15 protein-coding genes are annotated in these 16,188 nt (G+C 64.2%); 9 read left to right on the forward strand and 6 right to left on the reverse strand.

All coding sequences use genetic code 11. The features are described from left to right. Positions 1 to 3: 3 nt before the first annotated feature. The 6 genes from CWO91_RS14910 to CWO91_RS14935 all read right to left on the reverse strand — a co-directional run bounded on the left by CWO91_RS14910 (position 4) and on the right by CWO91_RS14935 (position 6,805). The gene (locus CWO91_RS14910) at positions 4 to 1,086 is read right to left on the reverse strand and encodes a branched-chain amino acid ABC transporter permease (RefSeq protein WP_130214109.1); all 1,083 of its coding nucleotides are present in this window, start codon (positions 1,084 to 1,086) and stop codon (positions 4 to 6) included. Position 1,087: 1 nt separating this feature from the next. After that, the gene (locus CWO91_RS14915; protein ID WP_130214110.1) at positions 1,088 to 2,098 is read right to left on the reverse strand and encodes a branched-chain amino acid ABC transporter permease; all 1,011 of its coding nucleotides are present in this window, start codon (positions 2,096 to 2,098) and stop codon (positions 1,088 to 1,090) included. A gap of 519 nt (positions 2,099 to 2,617) precedes the next feature. Continuing rightward, positions 2,618 to 3,445, reverse strand: coding sequence for a helix-turn-helix domain-containing protein (locus CWO91_RS14920; RefSeq protein ID WP_130214111.1), 828 nt, complete (start codon positions 3,443 to 3,445; stop codon positions 2,618 to 2,620). A gap of 119 nt (positions 3,446 to 3,564) precedes the next feature. After that, a complete protein-coding gene (locus tag CWO91_RS14925) occupies positions 3,565 to 4,815 on the reverse strand; it encodes an ABC transporter substrate-binding protein (protein ID WP_130214112.1) in 1,251 nt (416 codons plus the stop codon). A gap of 204 nt (positions 4,816 to 5,019) precedes the next feature. Further along, positions 5,020 to 5,754, reverse strand: coding sequence for an SDR family NAD(P)-dependent oxidoreductase (locus tag CWO91_RS14930; protein WP_130214113.1), 735 nt, complete (start codon positions 5,752 to 5,754; stop codon positions 5,020 to 5,022). A 10-nt stretch (positions 5,755 to 5,764) separates the two neighbouring features. After that, a complete protein-coding gene (locus CWO91_RS14935; RefSeq protein WP_165405470.1) occupies positions 5,765 to 6,805 on the reverse strand; it encodes a LacI family DNA-binding transcriptional regulator in 1,041 nt (346 codons plus the stop codon). 191 nt (positions 6,806 to 6,996) lie between these two features. Here CWO91_RS14935 and CWO91_RS14940 point away from each other — a divergent pair, with 191 nt between their 5' ends. The 9 genes from CWO91_RS14940 (at position 6,997) to CWO91_RS14985 (ending at position 16,173) form a co-directional block, all read left to right on the forward strand. Beyond that, on the forward strand, positions 6,997 to 8,298 hold the full coding sequence (locus tag CWO91_RS14940) for an ABC transporter substrate-binding protein (protein WP_165405471.1): 1,302 nt from the start codon (positions 6,997 to 6,999) through the stop codon (positions 8,296 to 8,298). Between the two features lie 59 nt (positions 8,299 to 8,357). After that, on the forward strand, positions 8,358 to 9,245 hold the full coding sequence (locus CWO91_RS14945) for a carbohydrate ABC transporter permease (RefSeq protein ID WP_130214116.1): 888 nt from the start codon (positions 8,358 to 8,360) through the stop codon (positions 9,243 to 9,245). A 4-nt stretch (positions 9,246 to 9,249) separates the two neighbouring features. After that, entirely contained in the window at positions 9,250 to 10,077 is an 828-nt protein-coding gene (locus CWO91_RS14950) for a carbohydrate ABC transporter permease (protein WP_130214117.1), read from the forward strand. 7 nt (positions 10,078 to 10,084) lie between these two features. Continuing rightward, positions 10,085 to 11,089 (forward strand): zinc-dependent alcohol dehydrogenase family protein, encoded by a 1,005-nt coding sequence (locus CWO91_RS14955; protein ID WP_130214118.1) that lies wholly within the window; start codon positions 10,085 to 10,087, stop codon positions 11,087 to 11,089. A gap of 6 nt (positions 11,090 to 11,095) precedes the next feature. Then, positions 11,096 to 12,169, forward strand: coding sequence for an ABC transporter ATP-binding protein (locus tag CWO91_RS14960; RefSeq protein WP_130214119.1), 1,074 nt, complete (start codon positions 11,096 to 11,098; stop codon positions 12,167 to 12,169). Beyond that, positions 12,166 to 13,125, forward strand: a complete 960-nt coding sequence (locus tag CWO91_RS14965) for a sugar kinase (RefSeq protein WP_130214120.1) — start codon at positions 12,166 to 12,168, stop codon at positions 13,123 to 13,125. The genes CWO91_RS14960 and CWO91_RS14965 overlap by 4 nt, the downstream gene beginning before the upstream one ends. After that, positions 13,122 to 14,159, forward strand: a complete 1,038-nt coding sequence (locus tag CWO91_RS14970) for a tagatose 1,6-diphosphate aldolase (protein WP_130214121.1) — start codon at positions 13,122 to 13,124, stop codon at positions 14,157 to 14,159. Before CWO91_RS14965 ends, CWO91_RS14970 begins: the two co-directional genes overlap by 4 nt. Before the next feature lie 45 nt (positions 14,160 to 14,204). Beyond that, positions 14,205 to 15,332: a mandelate racemase/muconate lactonizing enzyme family protein gene (locus CWO91_RS14975; protein ID WP_130214122.1), complete on the forward strand. Its 1,128-nt coding sequence runs from the start codon at positions 14,205 to 14,207 to the stop codon at positions 15,330 to 15,332. 223 nt (positions 15,333 to 15,555) lie between these two features. Next, a complete protein-coding gene (locus CWO91_RS14985) occupies positions 15,556 to 16,173 on the forward strand; it encodes a flavin reductase family protein (protein ID WP_130214123.1) in 618 nt (205 codons plus the stop codon). Positions 16,174 to 16,188: the final 15 nt, after the last annotated feature.

A 16,188-nucleotide genomic window follows, 5' to 3' on the forward strand; every position in this document is an offset into this window, starting at 1 on the left:
ACGCTATCCATGGCGGCGCCCTCCGCCGGAACGGTCCGCGCTGCGGCGCTGACGGTTGCGCCAGCGCTGCCATAGGCCAATGACGCCGTCCGAGGACCAAAATACGATGGCGAGGAAGCCGAGCCCGATCAGCAGGCGGAAGCGGTTGCCATCGAGTCCAAGCCGGACCAGGAAGTCGAGTGCGAAGGTGCGCAGCAGCACGAAGATCAGCGCGCCGATGAAAGGCCCGATCGGGCGCGTGATGCCGCCGACGACGGCGATGATCAGCACGTCGATGCAGGCCCCGACGCTGACCGAGCCCGGCGAAATCTGGCGGTAGTTCCAGACTTGGAGCACGCCGGCCAGCGCGGCTACGAAGGAGGCGAACGCGTAGGCGGCGACGCGGTGCGCATTGACGTTGAAGCCGAGTGCAGCCATCCGTCGCGGATTGTCACGCACGCCCTGAAGGGCAAGGCCGAAAGGAGCGCGGGAGAGATATTCGACTGCGAAATAGCAGAGCGCGGCGACCGCGAGCACGACGTAATAGAAAGGAATGTCGGCGCGCCAGTTCACGCCCCAGAAGTGCGGGGTGGCCACGGTGTTGATGCCGGTATGGCCGTTGAAGATCGCCCAGTTCTGGTTGGTGAAATAGTAGAACGCCGCGCCGATCGCGAGCGTGATCATGATGGTGTAGATGCCCTCGGTGCGGACCGCGAGCGCGCCGCCGAGCGTGCCGAAGGCGGTCGCCAGCGCCAGCGCCATCGGGACCGCGAGCCACCACGGCCAGCCCAGGCTGATATTGGCATTGCCGCTGACGCCGAACACGGCGACCATGTAGGCCGCGAAGCCTGCGATGGTGAGCTGCATCAGGCTGACCATGCCGCCATAGCCGGCGAGGAACATCAGGCTCAGCGCCATGGTGCCGAGGATCAAGGTGGAGGCGAAGATCTCGATCAGGAAGAAGCCGTTGGCGATCAGCGGCATGATCAGGAGAATGGCCGCGACGATCCAGGCCGCGGGATTGTTGACCTCCGGCCATGGCCGCGACGGGCGCTGCGCCATCGTGGCGGGGCGTACGGCAACGCGGGCATCGTGGGCGAGCGACATCTCAGCGCCTCGCCAATAGGCCTTGCGGCCGGATGGCCAGCACCAGCACCATGATCAGGAAGGTCACGACGATGGCGTAGGTCGGGATGTAGACCGAGCCGAGCTGTTCGGCGAGGCCGATGATCAGTGCGCCGAGCGCGGCGCCGGGGATCGAACCCATGCCGCCGACGATCACGACGACGAGGGAAGCCAGCAGAAAGCGGATGTCCTCGCCGGGCGACAATGACTGGAAGGTGCCGCCGACCACGCCGGCAATGCCGGCAAGACCCGCGCCGAAGGCGAACACCAGCACGAAGACGAGCTGGATGCGCACGCCGGTCGCGGCCAGGATATCGCGATCATCGACGCCGGCGCGGATGATCATGCCGATCCGGGTGCGGTTGAGCGCGAGCCACATCGCCACGCCGATGATCACGGAAGCGGCGAAGATCACGAGCCGCACCAGCGGATATCTGAGATAGACCGGCTCGCCCGAGGATTTGATCGCGGTGATCAGCGGCAGCTCCACCGGGCCGATCAGCCAATTCGGCGTCTGGATCTGATAGAAGTCGCCGCCGCAGGCCCATAGCATCAGATCGGCAAATACGATCGAAAGTCCGATCGTCACCATGGTCTGCCTGAGATCCTGTCCCTCCATCCGGCGGAACACGATCAGCTGGAGCAGGACGCCGACCAGGGCAGCCAGGATGAAGGCGACGATGAAGCTGAGGATCCAGGAGCCGGTGGAGGCGCTGATGGCGTAGCCGACATAGCCACCGAACAGATAGAGCGAGCCGTGCGCGAGGTTGACGTTGCGCATCAGGCCGAAGATCAGCGTGAAGCCGCTGGCGACGAGGAAGTAGAGCCCTCCGAGCGTGATGCCGTTGAAGACGGCGTTGAGGAAGACACGCTTGCGGCCGATGGCCTCTTCGAGGCCCGGCGGCCAGACCGCGAAGATCAGCCAGAGTCCGACGGCAATGGCAATGATTGCGATCAGCGCCCAGGCGGGATGGCGTTCGACAAAGCGGCTCATGGTCTCGCCCCGTTTGCCAGGGCAATCGCATATGATCTCTTGGAGCGGCCTGAGCAAGCGCCTCGTCCTTCGAGACGACCGCGGAGCCTGTCATCGGGCCGCGCTTTGCGCGGACCCGGTGGCGGTCTCCTCAGGATGAGGCTAATTGGCATCGGGCCCGTTGAAACTGCTGCCGCACACTCCGCCCTCATCCTGAGGAGCCCGCCAAAGCGGGCGTCTCGAAGGATGGGCCGCAGGGAATCCGCTTTCATATGCGATTGCCCTGCCCCGCTTGCGGGGAGAGGTCGCGCCCAACGGGTCGCGCCAAAGGCGCGCCCGATGACAGGCTCCGGCGCGGGCGCACTCCAACCCTCTCCCCGCAAGCGGGGCGAGGCGGCGTGCAAGCCGTTGTCGGCTGCGTACCTCGCCATGGGCGAACGTCCTCCCTGAACTCGCAATCCTCTAGCGGGATCGCGTTGCCCACATTCTAGCCGGGCTGCGAGGAGGACGTTTGATCGTGAGTATCTTTTCGCGCAGCGATCAGGCGCGCAAAACCTTGGCCGCGCGACGATAATCGGTCGGGGCCATCCCGACATTGGCGGCGAAGAAACGGGTGAAGCCGCTTTGCGAGGAGAAGCCGAGATCGAAGCCGATATCGGCGATCGGCGCCTCGCTCGCCACCAGCGCTTCGAGCGCCTGTTCCATGATCAGCGTGTTGAGATAGAGGTTCGGCGTGACGCCGGTCTGGACCCGGAACAGCCGGTAGAAATGCGGTCGAGACAGCCCGGATTCCCGCGCGATCGTATCGAGCTCCATCTCGGCCCCGGGGCTCTCCGACATCAGCCTGATGCATTTGCGCACACGGAAGTCGGTCACGGCACCATTGGCGCGCGCATCGCGCGCGATCTCGGCCTGCTGCCAGCTTTCGTCGTAGCAGATGTCGATCAGCCGGCGCAGCTCGGAATCGAGGCTGGAAAGCGATGGTGCGCCGCACACGAGCGCGGCGGTCCGCCTGATGTGCTTGTCGAGTGCAGGCGTGCGCTTGAATTGGGTGCGGCCGAAACGCAGCCGATCGGAGCCGGATGCATCAGGCGCAAACCATTCGGCATTGACGTAAAGCACGAAGAAGATCGCGCCGCCGTCGAGATCGGCCGGCAGGAAGTTATGCGGCTCCCACGGATTGACGGCGACGACGGAGGATTCGGTGAGATCGTAATGCCCGTTGGAGACATCGATGCATGCCGGCATGCCGCCGACATGGAAGATCAGATGACCTTCACGATGGGCGTGAATATTGAAAGGGCGGTTCAACTGATAAACCGTCGCCCGGCCGAAGCGGCCGTGGAAGACGGCGAGCGCACGGCTCATGCCTTCCCCTCCGTAATGTTCTTGTCTTTTCGGCCAGCGTTCAACAACGCCGACGAGATTGCAAGAGCGGAGAGCGACCGCGTCAGCAAGTCGCTCTCCGCCTGCGCAGGCGTGATGCGTCAGTATTTCTTACATTCCGGTACTGTGCGGCCTGGCAACCCGATCTTGGAGAACACGGCCGGATCATAGCCGAGCGTCTGGTTCACGTTCGGGATCACCTTCACGACCTTGCTGAACATCGCGCCTTTGCCGTCATCGACGACTTCGGTGACGAAGTTGGTGCCGATCGCCTGGCGGTTGGAGTCGAGCTTGATCTTGCCGTTCGGCGCATCGAGTTCGATCTTCGCCAGTGCTTCCTTGAATTTTGCCTGGTTGTTGGAGAGGTCGCCATTGACCTGACGCAGCGCGAGGATCAGCGCCATGGTTGAATCATAGTAGTTGGTCGCGAGCAGCGACGGGCTCGGGAAGCGCTTGTTGGGCGGGAAGGCGTCCTGATAGGCCTTGACGAACTTCTGCCAGCCTGGATCCTCCCAGGTGTCGGCCTGACCGCTCGCTGCGATGGTGCCGATCAGCGCGTTCTTGGCGTTGCCCTTCGACGACAGGATGGTCTGGTCGATCATGATGGAACCGCCCATCAGATGCGCCTTGCCGCCGGCTTGCTGATACTGGTTGAGGAAGTTGACGGCATCCGCGCCGCCGAGTCCGAGATAGATAGCGTCGACGTCGTCGGGCAGGGCGGCGATGACGGAGGCGAAATCCTTCGTTCCGAGCGGCACCCATTGCCGGTTGGTCACCTGTCCGCCCATGCCGCAGAACTCGAGCACCAGCCCGAACACCTGGGTGTAGATAAAGGAGTAGTCCTCGCCGACGGTTGCGATCTTGCGATATTTCTTTTCCTCATAGGCGTATTTGCCGAGGCCGACCTGCCACTGCGCGCCGTCCATGTTGTAGCGGAAGAAGTTCGGGGCCGGATCGACGTAAGTCGTTTCCTGGGCGCCGGAGGCCGCATTGATGAAGGTCAGCTCGGGATGGGTTTTCGCAAAATTCTTCACCGCGATGCCTTCGTCGCCGGAGAGCGGCGAAAGCAGGATCTGCACCTTGTCCTGTTCGATCAGCTTGCGCACTGCGCGCACGGCGGAGTCGGGCGTTGCGTCGGTCGAGGCGACGATGAACTCGAGTTCCTTGTCGCCGACCTTCTTGCCGAGCACGTTGAGGGCGGTCTGATGGCCGCGCATGCCGTCCTCGCCGAGCACCGTGTAGGTGCCTTCGAGCGTTGCGGTCACCCCCACCTTGATCTTTTCCTGAGCGATCGCGGCGCCTGAAAGAAACAGGCTGCTCAGCACCAGCAGCCCCACACTGCATTTCGACATTGTGCTCCTCCCTGTGTCGTCGATTTGTCGCCACGCCGGACCGGCGCTGCGCCCGCAGCTCGAAGGGCTCGCGGATTTGACGGGAAGGCTAGCCGAAGTCGCATGCGGTGCATGCGCGGACGCCTCGTTCGGCTTGACGGGCAGTCTCATTTTGGATGTTGCGGCGCAAATGGTTTCGCGGTGCAACAGGTCGCGGGAGCGGGGTCATCCCGCGAGGAATCCTCCGTCCACCGCGACCACGGTGCCGGTCGCATATTGCGAAGCCGGCATGCACAGGAAGGCGACGGCCCCGGCGACGTCCTCCGGCTGTCCCCAGCGCTTGAACGCGGTTCGGTCGGCGATGCGCTGATAATGGGCACGGTCGGTGCGGCCGGCGGCATTGATAGCCGTTTCGATATAGCCGGGCGCCACCGCATTGACGCGGATGCCTTCGTCGGCCCACTTCAAAGCCAGCGCCTTGGTCAGCATCACGACGCCGCCTTTGCTGGCGCAATAGGCGGGAATCCGTGGCAGCGCCAACGTCGCATTCATCGAGGCGATGTTGACGATCGAGCCATTCGTCTCCGCGAGCCGCGGGTGGAACGCCATGCAGGTTCGGAACGTGCCGGTGAGATTGACGTCGAGCACCTTCATGAAAGTCTCGATCTCGAATTCCTTGTCGCGCGCGAGAATGCCGGCGCAGTTGACCAGCGCGTCGACGCGCGTGTGCTGCCGCGCGAAGGATGTGACGGCGGCATCATCGGTGACATCCAGCGTCGCGAGCGTGAGCCCGGTGCGTGGCTTGAGCAGGGTGCGGGCAAGATCGACCTCGTTCGCGCCGGTTGCGGTCACCGACGCGCCGAGGTCGCAAAACTGGTTGCTGATCGCCGCGCCAATGTCGCCGGCGCCGCCGATCACGACGGCATGAAAGCCGGTTGCGAGGGAGAAATTCGAATTCATCCGTAGGATCTCACTTCAGGGATTTCGGAGGCGGAGCCGTCGATTCGCGGACCACCAGCGAGAAGTCGATCTCGCGATGCATGATGGTCTGCTCGCCGGCGAGGCTGCGCACCAGATATTCTCCGGCCCGCTGCCAGGTTTCTCCGGTCGGAACGTGGATCGTGGTCAGGCTCGGCCGCAAATGGCGACTCCAGTCGAGATCGTCGAAGCCGACCACCGACAGATCGCGCGGCACGGCGAACCCGTCGCGCTCCGCCTCGAGCAACACGCCATAAGCGATGACGTCGTTGCCGCACACCACGGCCGTCGGACGGTCTTTGAGGTTGAGGAGATAGCGCGCCGCCTCGCGTGCGTCGTCCAGCGTATAGGGCACCTCGACATGCCATTGCGGCGGCAGCTCGAGCCCGTTCTCGGCCAGCGCACGGCGAAAGCCGGCGACGCGGGCGCTGGCGCGGTCGTTGTTGCGCTGGAGTGCCGAGACGATCCCGATGCGGCGATGGCCGAGCTCGATGACGTGAGCGGCGGCGCGATGGGCGGCTGCCTCGTTGTCAGTGCCGACGCAAGGGTAGGGTCGGTCGGGCTGGTAGATGCCGACATTGATGAACGGCACCGCGTTGTCGGCCAGCAGTTTGCGCAATCCATCGTGATGACAATCGCCGCGCAGCACGAGGCCGTCGACACCGCGGCTGATCAGGTTGCGCGCCTGCTGCAATTCGACATCGAGATCATATCCGCTCGTGGTGAGAAACAGCATGTATCCGACCGAGGAGAGATACTGCTGAAGCGAGGCGATGCCGCGCGCGAACATCGTGTTGTCGATGGTCGGCACGATCGCGCCGAGGGTGCGCGAGCGCCGCGACGACAGGATGCGCGCCGGCGCATGCGGGATGTAGCCGAGCGCGTCGATGGCCTGTTCGATCCGCGCGCGCAGGGAGGGGCTCACCGCATCGGGATTGTTGAGAGCGCGCGAGACCGATGCCGTCGACACGCCGGCGCGCGCCGCCACGGCGCGGATGCCCTGTTTCACGGACTTGGCGTTGGTCAGTTTCATGAATGTAACGTTACATCCTGCGTGGCGGACCGTGAAGTGGCGGCAATGAGGTAAATCTGCCGCAGATTGTGACGCCTGTCCACCGCTTGACACCACGGATGTGCGGTCTAGATTGTAACCGTTTTCAAGTGGTGTTAAACGCGTTCAAAATGGTCCGCCAGCTTAAGGCGGCCAGCCGGGAGGAGAGTTCGATGAAGGCCAGGATGCTCGCGACCCATGTCGCGTTGCCCATTCTCGCGATTGCGGCGGCCAGTGCGCAGGCGCATGCCGCCGATTTCGATTGGATGAAGTTCAAGGGCAAGACCGTCACATTTCTCGCCAACAACAATCCGGTCGCGCAGGCACTGCTGACCTACAAGGCCGACTTCGAGAAGCTGACCGGCATGACCCTGAAGGTCGACGGCTATCAGGAGCAGCAGATGCGGCAGCGTCTGGTCACCGTCATGAATGCGAACAGCGACGAGGTCGATGTGTTCATGACGCTGCCCTCGCGCGAGGGCGAGCAGTTCGCCGCCGCCGGCTGGTACGGCGATCTCACCGCGATGGCCAAGAACGAGGTGGCCAAGGAATACGACCCGGCAGGGCTAAGCCAGGCGCTGCTGAAGGCCGCAACGTTCGGCGGCAAGCTAACCAGCATGCCGATGAACATCGAGGGGCCGATCTTCTATTACCGCACCGACATCTTCAAGAAGTGCGGCCTCGAGGCGCCCAAGACCATCAAGGAGGTCGAGGCTGCGGCCGCGAAGATCAAGACCTGCGACAGTGCGGTGACGCCGTTCGTCTCGCGCGGTCTCAAGCCTGCGGTCGCCTACACCTTCAGCAACATGCTGCACAATATCGGCGGCAGCTACATTGCTGGCGGCAAGTCGAACCTCTGCTCGGCCAAGGGCAAGGAGGCGCTCGACACCTATAGCCGGCTGCTGCGCGACTTCGGACCGCCCGGCGTCGTCAATTACAGCTTCCAGCAGATTTCGGCGCTCTACCGCGGCGGCCGCGCCGCGATGGCGTTCGAATCCTCGAATGAATTGCGCACGGTGATGGAAGGCGGGGCGCGGTTGAAGGACACCGGCCTGTTACCGTTCCCGGCCGGCGAGGCCGGCCAGGTGCCGACCACGATCGGCTGGGGTATGGCGGTGTCCTCGCACAGCAAGCAGCCGGAGGCGGCCTGGTACTTTGTGCAATGGGCGACCAGCCCCGAGGTGCAGAAGAAGATGGCGCTCCAGGGCATTGCCCCGCCGCGCCCGTCGGTCGCCAAGGATCCCGATTATCGCAAGTGGATCGACGAGGAGCCGGTGCGCAAGGAATGGCAGGCCGCGCTCGACGTGCTCGCCACCAAGGGCTCGTCCGAGGTCGGCTATCCCATCGTCGCCAATCCGGAATCGCGCGAGTTCATCGGCCAGGCGGTGCAGGATCTCATCCTGAAGCAGAAGCCGATCGATCAGGCCTGCGCGGATGCCGACAAGGCGTTGGATGCGCTGATCGCCCAGAAGTAACACTCAGCCGGCTGGCTTGCTGCCCGCCGGCGCCTCCTCATTCTCAAGGAAACGCACGCATGTCGGATGCGGCTGCGACACTCACGCAGGACCGGCAGAAGCTGGAAATGTCGGCGCTTTCGGCGCCGGCCGTGATCTTCACGGTCGCGATGATCGCGTTTCCCGTCGTCTATACGGTCTGGCTCGGCTTCCAGAATTTCTCCTCGACCGGCAAGCAGTCCTTCGCCGGCCTTGCCAATTATTCCAAGCTGGTCTCCGACTACGAGTTCTGGCACGGGCTATGGGTCACGATCGCGCTCTATGTGCTGTCGCTGGTGCTGCAGCTCGTCTTCGGCGTCTGGCTCGCACTGGTGTTGTTTCACGCCAAGCGCCTGCCGGGGATCGTGCGCTCGTTGTTCATCTCGCCCTTCATGATGCCGCCGGTGGTGGCGGGCATGATGTGGCTGGTGATCCTCGATCCGTCACTAGGGGCGGCCAACTACATCCTGCAAGCGTTCGGTCTGCCGCCGTTGGAGTGGCTGGCCTCACCATCGCTGGTCATTCCGACGGTTGCTCTGATCGACAGCTGGCAGTGGACGCCTTACGTCGCCTTGATCGTTCTGGGCGGCCTGCAATCTCTCCCGCCGAGCGTCTACGAGGCCGCGCAGATCGACGGCGCATCCCCGTTCAGGACCTTCCAGCGCATCACGCTGCCGCTGCTGCTGCCCACCATCGTCACCGCGGCGATCCTGCGCAGCGTCGATCTCCTGCGCTTCTTCGACATCATCTACATCACCACCCAGGGCGGTCCGGGCAACGCGTCGAACACGCTGAACATCTACGGCTTCCGCGTCGGCTTCGAATTCTTCAACATCGGCTATGCCAGCGCCTTGATGCTGACGCTGACGGCGATCGTGTTCGGCGCCGTGCTCGCCTTCAACCGCCTGCGCGGCGCAGTCGCCTGGTGACGCCATGACGGACGCTGCCAATACCGACCGCTGGATCCGCTGGCTCAACCTGGTGCAGCTCGTGCTGGCCGGGATCATCATCATGGCGCCGACGGTCTGGATGGTGTTGTCTTCGTTCAAGCCGTCCTTCGAGGTGACGGCCTATCCGCCGACGCTGATCTTCACGCCGACCTTGGATAACTATGTCGAGCTGACCAAGACCACGCCGTTCCTGAACTATGCGCTCAATAGCCTCATCGTCACCGTCGGCTCGACGGCGCTTGGACTGTTGTTCGGAATCCCCGCCGCTTTCGCTGTCTCCTGGACGCGGATCTCGTGGCCGGCGATCCTGACGCTGGCCGCCCGCATGGCGCCGGGCACGCTGTTCCTGCTGCCGTGGTACGTCATGTTCCGGCAGGTCGGCATGATCGGCTCCTACACCGCGCTGATCCTGAGCCACGCGGTCATCACGTTGCCGATCGTGATCTGGGTCCTGCTGCCGTCATTCGACGGCATCCCGCGCAGCGTCTTCGAGGCGGCGCAGGTCGATGGATGCAGCGTCACGCGCATCCTCTGGCGCATCGCGCTGCCGCTGGTGGCATCCGGCGTCGCCGTCTCGGCGATCCTCGCCTTTGTATTCTCGTGGAACTACTTCCTGTTTGCGCTGGTGCTCTCCAACGGCGACACCAAGACGCTGATCGCGGCGGCCTTCAACTTCATCGGCGAGGGCTCGACGCAGTGGGGCGCGCTGATGGCCGCGGCGACGTTGATCGCATTGCCGCCGCTGGTGCTGGCGGCCCTGGTTCAGCGCTGGCTCGTCTCCGGGCTGACGCTCGGTGCGGTGAAAGGTTAGTTGTCTGATGAATATGTCACCCCGTCCCAATTCGATCATGCAGGCCGCAGTCTTCCATGGCAACGACCGCATCACCATCGAGCGCGTGGCGATGCCCGATGTCGGCACAGGCGAGGTGCTCGTGCGCGTCTTGCGTACCGCGCTGTGCGGTTCGGACTTCAAGCTCTGGCACAAGGGCGCCGAATTCACCGCGGGCCACGAGATCTTTGGCGTCGTCGAGCAGCCCGGTCATCGCCTGCACGGCCGCCGCTGCGCCATCTATATCCCCTTGCACTGCGATCACTGCGCGGCCTGCAAGCGCGGCGACACCCAGATGTGCCTTGAAGTCTCCAGCCTGATCGGCTGGAACAGGCCGGGCGGCTATGCCGAATATGTGCCGGTGCCGGAAAACTGCCTGCTGCCGGTGCCTGATGATATCGAGGACAGCCTTGCGCCGCTGCTGCTCGACACCATCGGCACGTCCGGTCACGCCGTGCGCTTCGTCGGCCGTGTCGTGCCGCCGGCCGAGGCTGGCCCGGTTCTCGTGATGGGGGCAGGGCCTGTCGGCCTCGGCGTCGTGCTGGCGCTCCGCGCACTCGGCTACGACAACGTCTACGTCGCCGATCCCAATGCCGCGCGCCTCAGAATCGCGCAATCCTTCGGCGCGAAGGCGCATCCCGTCGGCGATACCTCCAGGCGATTTGCCCTCATCATGGAATGCTCCGGCGCGCATGCGGCGCGCAACCTCGGCATCGAGCTGGTCCTGCCGCGTGGCGCGCTGGTGCTGGTCGGCGAGAACGCCGCGCCCTGGACCATCGAGGAAGGCAAGGTATTCCGCCGCAAGGATTTCTACATGATCCGCACCTTCTACTTCCCGGTCTCGGATTTCGAGCCGAATGTCGGGCTGCTGCGCAAGTACAAGGACGAATACCGCGTCCTCGTCGATGGCGAGTTCGGCCTGTCGGCTCTGCCCGAGAATTTCGCCCGCTTCGCCAAGGGCGAGCTGATCAAGCCGGTTCTGGCGCTGGACTAAGCGATCATGGCCTCGATCTCGATCCGCAATCTCGTCAAGCGCTACGGCAATTTCACCGTGATCCCCGATCTCAACCTGGAGATCGCGGACCACGAATTCGTCGTCTTCGTCGGCCCTTCCGGCTGCGGCAAGTCAACCTTGCTGCGCATCATCGCCGGCCTCGAGCCGATTTCGTCGGGAGACCTCTACATCGGCGACAAGCGCGTCAACGGCGTGCAGGCCGCGCAGCGCGACATCGCGATGGTGTTCCAGGACTACGCGCTCTATCCGCACATGAAGGTCTACGACAACATGTCGTTTGCGCTGGAGTTGCGTGGCGTGCCGAAGGCGGAGATCGACGCGCGCGTCAAGCGCGCAGCGGCGCTGTTGCACATCGAGCCTTATCTCGACCGCAAGCCGAAGGAGCTGTCGGGCGGACAACGCCAGCGCGTCGCCATGGGCCGTGCCATCGTGCGTAATCCCAAGGCGTTCCTGTTCGACGAGCCGCTGTCCAATCTCGACGCGAAGCTGCGCGGGCAGGTGCGGGCCGAGATCAAGGCGCTGTCGCAGGAGTTGAAGACCACCATGGTCTTCGTCACGCACGATCAGATCGAAGCCATGACCATGGCCGACCGGATCGTGGTGCTCCAGAGCGGCACGATTCAGCAATACGACACGCCGGAGACGGTCTACGAGCGGCCCGCCAACCAGTTCGTCGCCGGCTTCATCGGTTCGCCCGCCATGAATTTCTTCCCGGTCGAGTGGCGGCAGGAGCGTGCGGTTCTCTCGCAAGGCGGAACGGCAGTGCCGCTCGACGGCGAGGCCGCAGGCCGCCTGCGTCAGGCCGGCAATGCCGTGCTCGGCATCCGCCCTGAGCATTTCGTAGTGGCCGCGGATGCCGTCGACGGACTTGCCGTCAACGTCAAGCTGGTCGAACCGCTTGGCTCGGATACGCTGATCCATTTCGATCTCGCCGGCGCCTCCGCGATCGCGAGGGTCGATCCATCGCTGCGGCCGAAGGTCGGCGATCGTCTCAGCCTTCGTCCGCAACCGGGCAAGACGCATTTGTTCGATGCGGCCAACGGACAGGTCCTGCGGTGAGTGCATCCGCGCACATCGGTGATCTCTCGGCGCTGGCGGCCGTGGCGTCAAAGGCCAGGTCCGTGCACGTGATCTGCCTGGGTCTGTCGGCACTCGACCAGGTCTGGCGCGTCGATCGCCTGTTCGCGGGTCAAAGCGAGAAGCTCAAGGCCGTCGGTTACGGCACGCTTGGCGGCGGCATGGCCGCCAACGCGTCGGTCGCGATAGCAAGGCTCGGCGCGTCCGTCGCGTTCTGGGGACGGGCAGGGAACGACGCCGCCGGCCATGAGATGAAATCGGCCTTCACGGCCGAGGGCGTCGATGTCGAGAATTTTCGGCTGTTTCCCGACGGCCGCTCGTCCGTTTCCGGGATCATCGTCGACAGTTCCGGTGAGCGGCAGATCGTCAACTTCCGTGGACTCTTTCCGGAAGCTGCGGATTGGCTTCCGCTCGAAGCCATCGCGCGCGCATCCTCCGTGCTGGCCGATCCGCGCTGGGTCGAGGGCGCAGCGACGCTGTTCCGCGAAGCCCGCGCGCGCGGCATTCCGACTGTGCTCGACGGCGACATGGCCGACGCCGAAGTGTTCGAGCGGCTGCTGCCGCTGACCGACCATGCGATCTTCTCCGAGCCCGCACTCACATCATTTGCTGGCTCAGCCGAAGACAAATCGCTCGCGGCGCTCGCGCGCTTCGACTGCCGGGTCATCGCCGTCACGCGCGGCGAGGGAGGCGTGAGCTGGTACGAGAATGGCCAGCCGCATCGGCAGGCGGCCTATGCCGTCGAGGTCGTCGACACCACCGGGGCCGGCGACGTCTTCCACGGCGCCTATGCGCTTGCGATCGGCGTCGGTCTCGATGTGCGCGCCGCCATGGCGTTTTCGGCGGCCACGGCCGCCATGAAATGCCGCCACGCCGGTGGCCGCAACGGAATCCCTGAGATCAACGAGTGTCTTGCATTCATGAGGACGAAGCCATGAGAACGATTGGAAAGAACCGCGGCCTGGCACGGCTTGCTGACGCGGATGGCCACTTTCGCATGGTCGCGCTGGACCAGCGGCCTCCACTGTTCGACGCCATCGCGAAAGCAAAAGGCATCACGCGGGAACAGGTCGAATATTCCGACGTCACGGCGGCCAAGCGCCTCCTTGTCGAGAATCTCGCGCCGCATTGCAGCTCGATGCTGTTCGACCCGAATTTTGCGGTGCCGGCGGCGATCGATCTCTTGCCGCCGCGCTGCGGCCTGATCATGACTCTCGAGGAGCACCGCGTCGAGGAAACGGCGGGCGGCCGCAAGTCGCGCGCGATCACCAATTGGAGCGTGGAGAAAATCCGCGCCATGGGCGGCGATGCCGTCAAGGTGCTGGCCTGGTACCGGCCGGATGCCGACGCTGTGGTGAACGAGCATCAGAAGCGCTTCGTGCGCGAGATCGGCGAGGACTGCGCCCGTCACGACATTCCCTATGTCCTCGAGCTGCTGGTCTACCCATTCCTCGGCAGCGCCAATCACACCGCCGACTACGTGGAATCGCCGGGCAAGCTCCCGGGACTCGTCATCGACAGCGTGCGCGAGTTTGCCAAGCCCGAATATGGCGTCGATCTCCTCAAGCTGGAGAGCCCGCTTGCGGCGGGCAGCCTGCCGGCCCGCGACGTCAGCGCGGAAGCGAAGGCCGCACAGAAGGAGTTCGATGCGATCGGCGATATCTGCCGCGAGCGCAGCATCCCCTGGGTGCTGCTCTCGGGCGGCGCTGCGCCGGAAAAGTTCGAGCGCGTCCTCGACTTCGCCTATGCGGCGGGAGCGGGCGGCTTCCTGGCGGGCCGCACCATCTGGCTCGATGCCGTCCTGAAGAACTTTCCGGACCGCGCGGCGGTGTCGGCCAGCCTGCGCAAGGACGGCCTCGGCGTGCTGGAACGGCTCAACAAGCTGACCATGGCCAAGGGCACGCCGTGGAAGGCGCGCTTTCCGGTGTTCACTGATATCAAGCAGGAAGGTGACTTCGCGCGCGCCTATTGAGATAGTGGCTCTGCGTGGTCTCATCCCGATCGCAGGATCCACAACATGACTGACGGCTTCACCATCCGCTCGATCGAGGCGTTCTGCTATCGCTATCCGCTGGCGATGCCGGTGGTGACGTCGTTCGGCAAGATGCTCGACCGTCCCGCCGTCTTCGTTCGCGCTGTCGACGAGGACGGCATCGAGGGATGGGGTGAGGCCTGGTCCAACTTTCCAGCTCCAGGCGCGGAGCATCGCGCCCGGCTCGTCAACGAGGTGCTCGCACCCGGCCTCGTCGGACGCAAATTCAACGGTCCTGGCCAGGCCTTCGAGGCGCTGACCAAGGGCATCGAAGTTCTGGCGCTTCAATGCGGTGAACCCGGTCCGTTCGCGCAGGCGATTTCGGGCATCGACCTCGCGCTGTGGGATCTCTCGGCGCGCCGCCGGCGCTTGCCGTTGTGGCGGCTTCTCGGCGGTCAGTCACGCCAGATCAAGGTCTATGCCAGTGGCATCAATCCCGGCGGTGCGGCGCAGACGGCGGAGGCCGCGCTCAAGCGCGGCCATCGCGCGCTGAAGCTGAAGGTTGGCTTCGGCGCCGAGACCGACCTCGCCAATTTGGCCACGCTGCGTGGAATCGTCGGTGCCGGCATGCTTGCCATCGATGCCAATCAGGGCTGGTCAGTCACGCAGGCGATGGAGATGCTGCCGCGGCTTGCCGAGTTCGATCTGCGCTGGTTGGAAGAGCCGATTCGCGCCGATCGGCCGCGCGAGGAATGGCGCAGGCTGCGCGCCGCAGCGAAGATGCCGATTGCCGCCGGCGAAAACATTTCGAGCGTCGAGGGCTTCAAAGAAGTGCTGGCCGAAGACGTGCTCGGCGTGGTTCAGCCTGATATTGCGAAATGGGGCGGGCTCAGTGTCTGCGCTCCACTGGCGCGCGACATTCTGAAGGCGGGCAAGACGTTTTGCCCGCACTATCTCGGCGGAGGCCTCGGCTTGCTCGCATCCGCGCATCTCCTCGCCGGTATCGGAGGTGATGGCTGGCTGGAAGTCGATGCCAACGACAATCCATTGCGCGATCTGTTTTGCGGCCCGGTCCTCAACGTGACGGAAGGCACCGTTGAATTGGACCAAGACCCGGGACTCGGAGTGTCGCCTGATCTTTCATCTATCGAGCGTCATCGCACCATTAGATAAGAGATTCGTATCGTGATGGCCGCGATCATGATCCGGCCTGGTCGAAGATCGGTGCGGATAGGGCGGTGAAGTTCGGCAGAAGGGCATCACGACAGCGGCTGATGCCGTCGCGCGTGTATTTGACCTCGTCATATGTATATGACCAAATAAAGCGTCTCGCATTTGGCCGCGGGGCGCAACTTCTCAGCCGTCAGCTCCGTTCGCGCGCGCAATTGAGGCACCGATGCTCTTCGATATGGGTCAGCTTCCAGCGGATATCCGCTACAAGATCCTCACCGCGACCGTTACGCCGCGACCCATCGCGTGGGTGACGACCAGGTCCCGGGATGGGATCGCCAATGCGGCGCCCTTCAGCTTCTTCAACGTTCTCGGGCATGAGCCGCCGACGGTCGTGCTCGGCTTGCTGCGTCATCCGCAGCGAGGCTTGAAGGACACGGCGCAGAATATCGTCGAGATGGGTGAGTTCGCCGTTCACCTGGTGCCGCACCAGATGGCAGAAGCCATGAACGCGACGGCGGTCGATGCTCCCTCCGAGATCGACGAGATCGAGATTGCGGGGCTGGAGACGCTTCCGTCGCAGATGATTTCGCCTCCGCTCATCAAGGGATGCCCGGTTGCGTTCGAATGTCGCTCGCTCTCGGTCCATGAGACCGGGCCCCGGCAAATCGCGGTGATCGGCGAGGTCGTCTGCGCGCATGTGGCGGAGCAGTTCGTGATCGACGCGCGCCGAGGCCATATCGATACGATCAGCCTCGACCTCATTGCCCGCATGCACGGCTCGGGCTGGTATGCGAGGCCTCGTGAGCTCTTCCAGTTGGTGCGGCCGGCGCCGATCGAATAGGGGCGGCCCGGCGCG

Source organism: Bradyrhizobium genosp. SA-3 (assembly GCF_004212635.1).
Lineage (GTDB): Bacteria > Pseudomonadota > Alphaproteobacteria > Rhizobiales > Xanthobacteraceae > Bradyrhizobium.

Bases quoted from the DNA above. Each gene is read 5' to 3' on its own strand.
- CWO91_RS14960 (WP_130214119.1), top strand. From the start codon at position 11,096: ATGGCCTCGATCTCGATCCGCAATCTCGTCAAGCGCTACGGCAATTTC.
- CWO91_RS14975 (WP_130214122.1), top strand. From the start codon at position 14,205: ATGACTGACGGCTTCACCATCCGCTCGATCGAGGCGTTCTGCTATCGC.
- CWO91_RS14955 (WP_130214118.1), top strand. From the start codon at position 10,085: ATGAATATGTCACCCCGTCCCAATTCGATCATGCAGGCCGCAGTCTTC.
- CWO91_RS14925 (WP_130214112.1), bottom strand. From the start codon at position 4,815: ATGTCGAAATGCAGTGTGGGGCTGCTGGTGCTGAGCAGCCTGTTTCTT.
- CWO91_RS14950 (WP_130214117.1), top strand. From the start codon at position 9,250: ATGACGGACGCTGCCAATACCGACCGCTGGATCCGCTGGCTCAACCTG.
- CWO91_RS14940 (WP_165405471.1), top strand. From the start codon at position 6,997: ATGAAGGCCAGGATGCTCGCGACCCATGTCGCGTTGCCCATTCTCGCG.
- CWO91_RS14945 (WP_130214116.1), top strand. From the start codon at position 8,358: ATGTCGGATGCGGCTGCGACACTCACGCAGGACCGGCAGAAGCTGGAA.
- CWO91_RS14935 (WP_165405470.1), bottom strand. From the start codon at position 6,805: ATGAAACTGACCAACGCCAAGTCCGTGAAACAGGGCATCCGCGCCGTG.
- CWO91_RS14920 (WP_130214111.1), bottom strand. From the start codon at position 3,445: ATGAGCCGTGCGCTCGCCGTCTTCCACGGCCGCTTCGGCCGGGCGACG.
- CWO91_RS14970 (WP_130214121.1), top strand. From the start codon at position 13,122: ATGAGAACGATTGGAAAGAACCGCGGCCTGGCACGGCTTGCTGACGCG.
- CWO91_RS14930 (WP_130214113.1), bottom strand. From the start codon at position 5,754: ATGAATTCGAATTTCTCCCTCGCAACCGGCTTTCATGCCGTCGTGATC.
- CWO91_RS14985 (WP_130214123.1), top strand. From the start codon at position 15,556: ATGCTCTTCGATATGGGTCAGCTTCCAGCGGATATCCGCTACAAGATC.
- CWO91_RS14915 (WP_130214110.1), bottom strand. From the start codon at position 2,098: ATGAGCCGCTTTGTCGAACGCCATCCCGCCTGGGCGCTGATCGCAATC.
- CWO91_RS14910 (WP_130214109.1), bottom strand. From the start codon at position 1,086: ATGTCGCTCGCCCACGATGCCCGCGTTGCCGTACGCCCCGCCACGATG.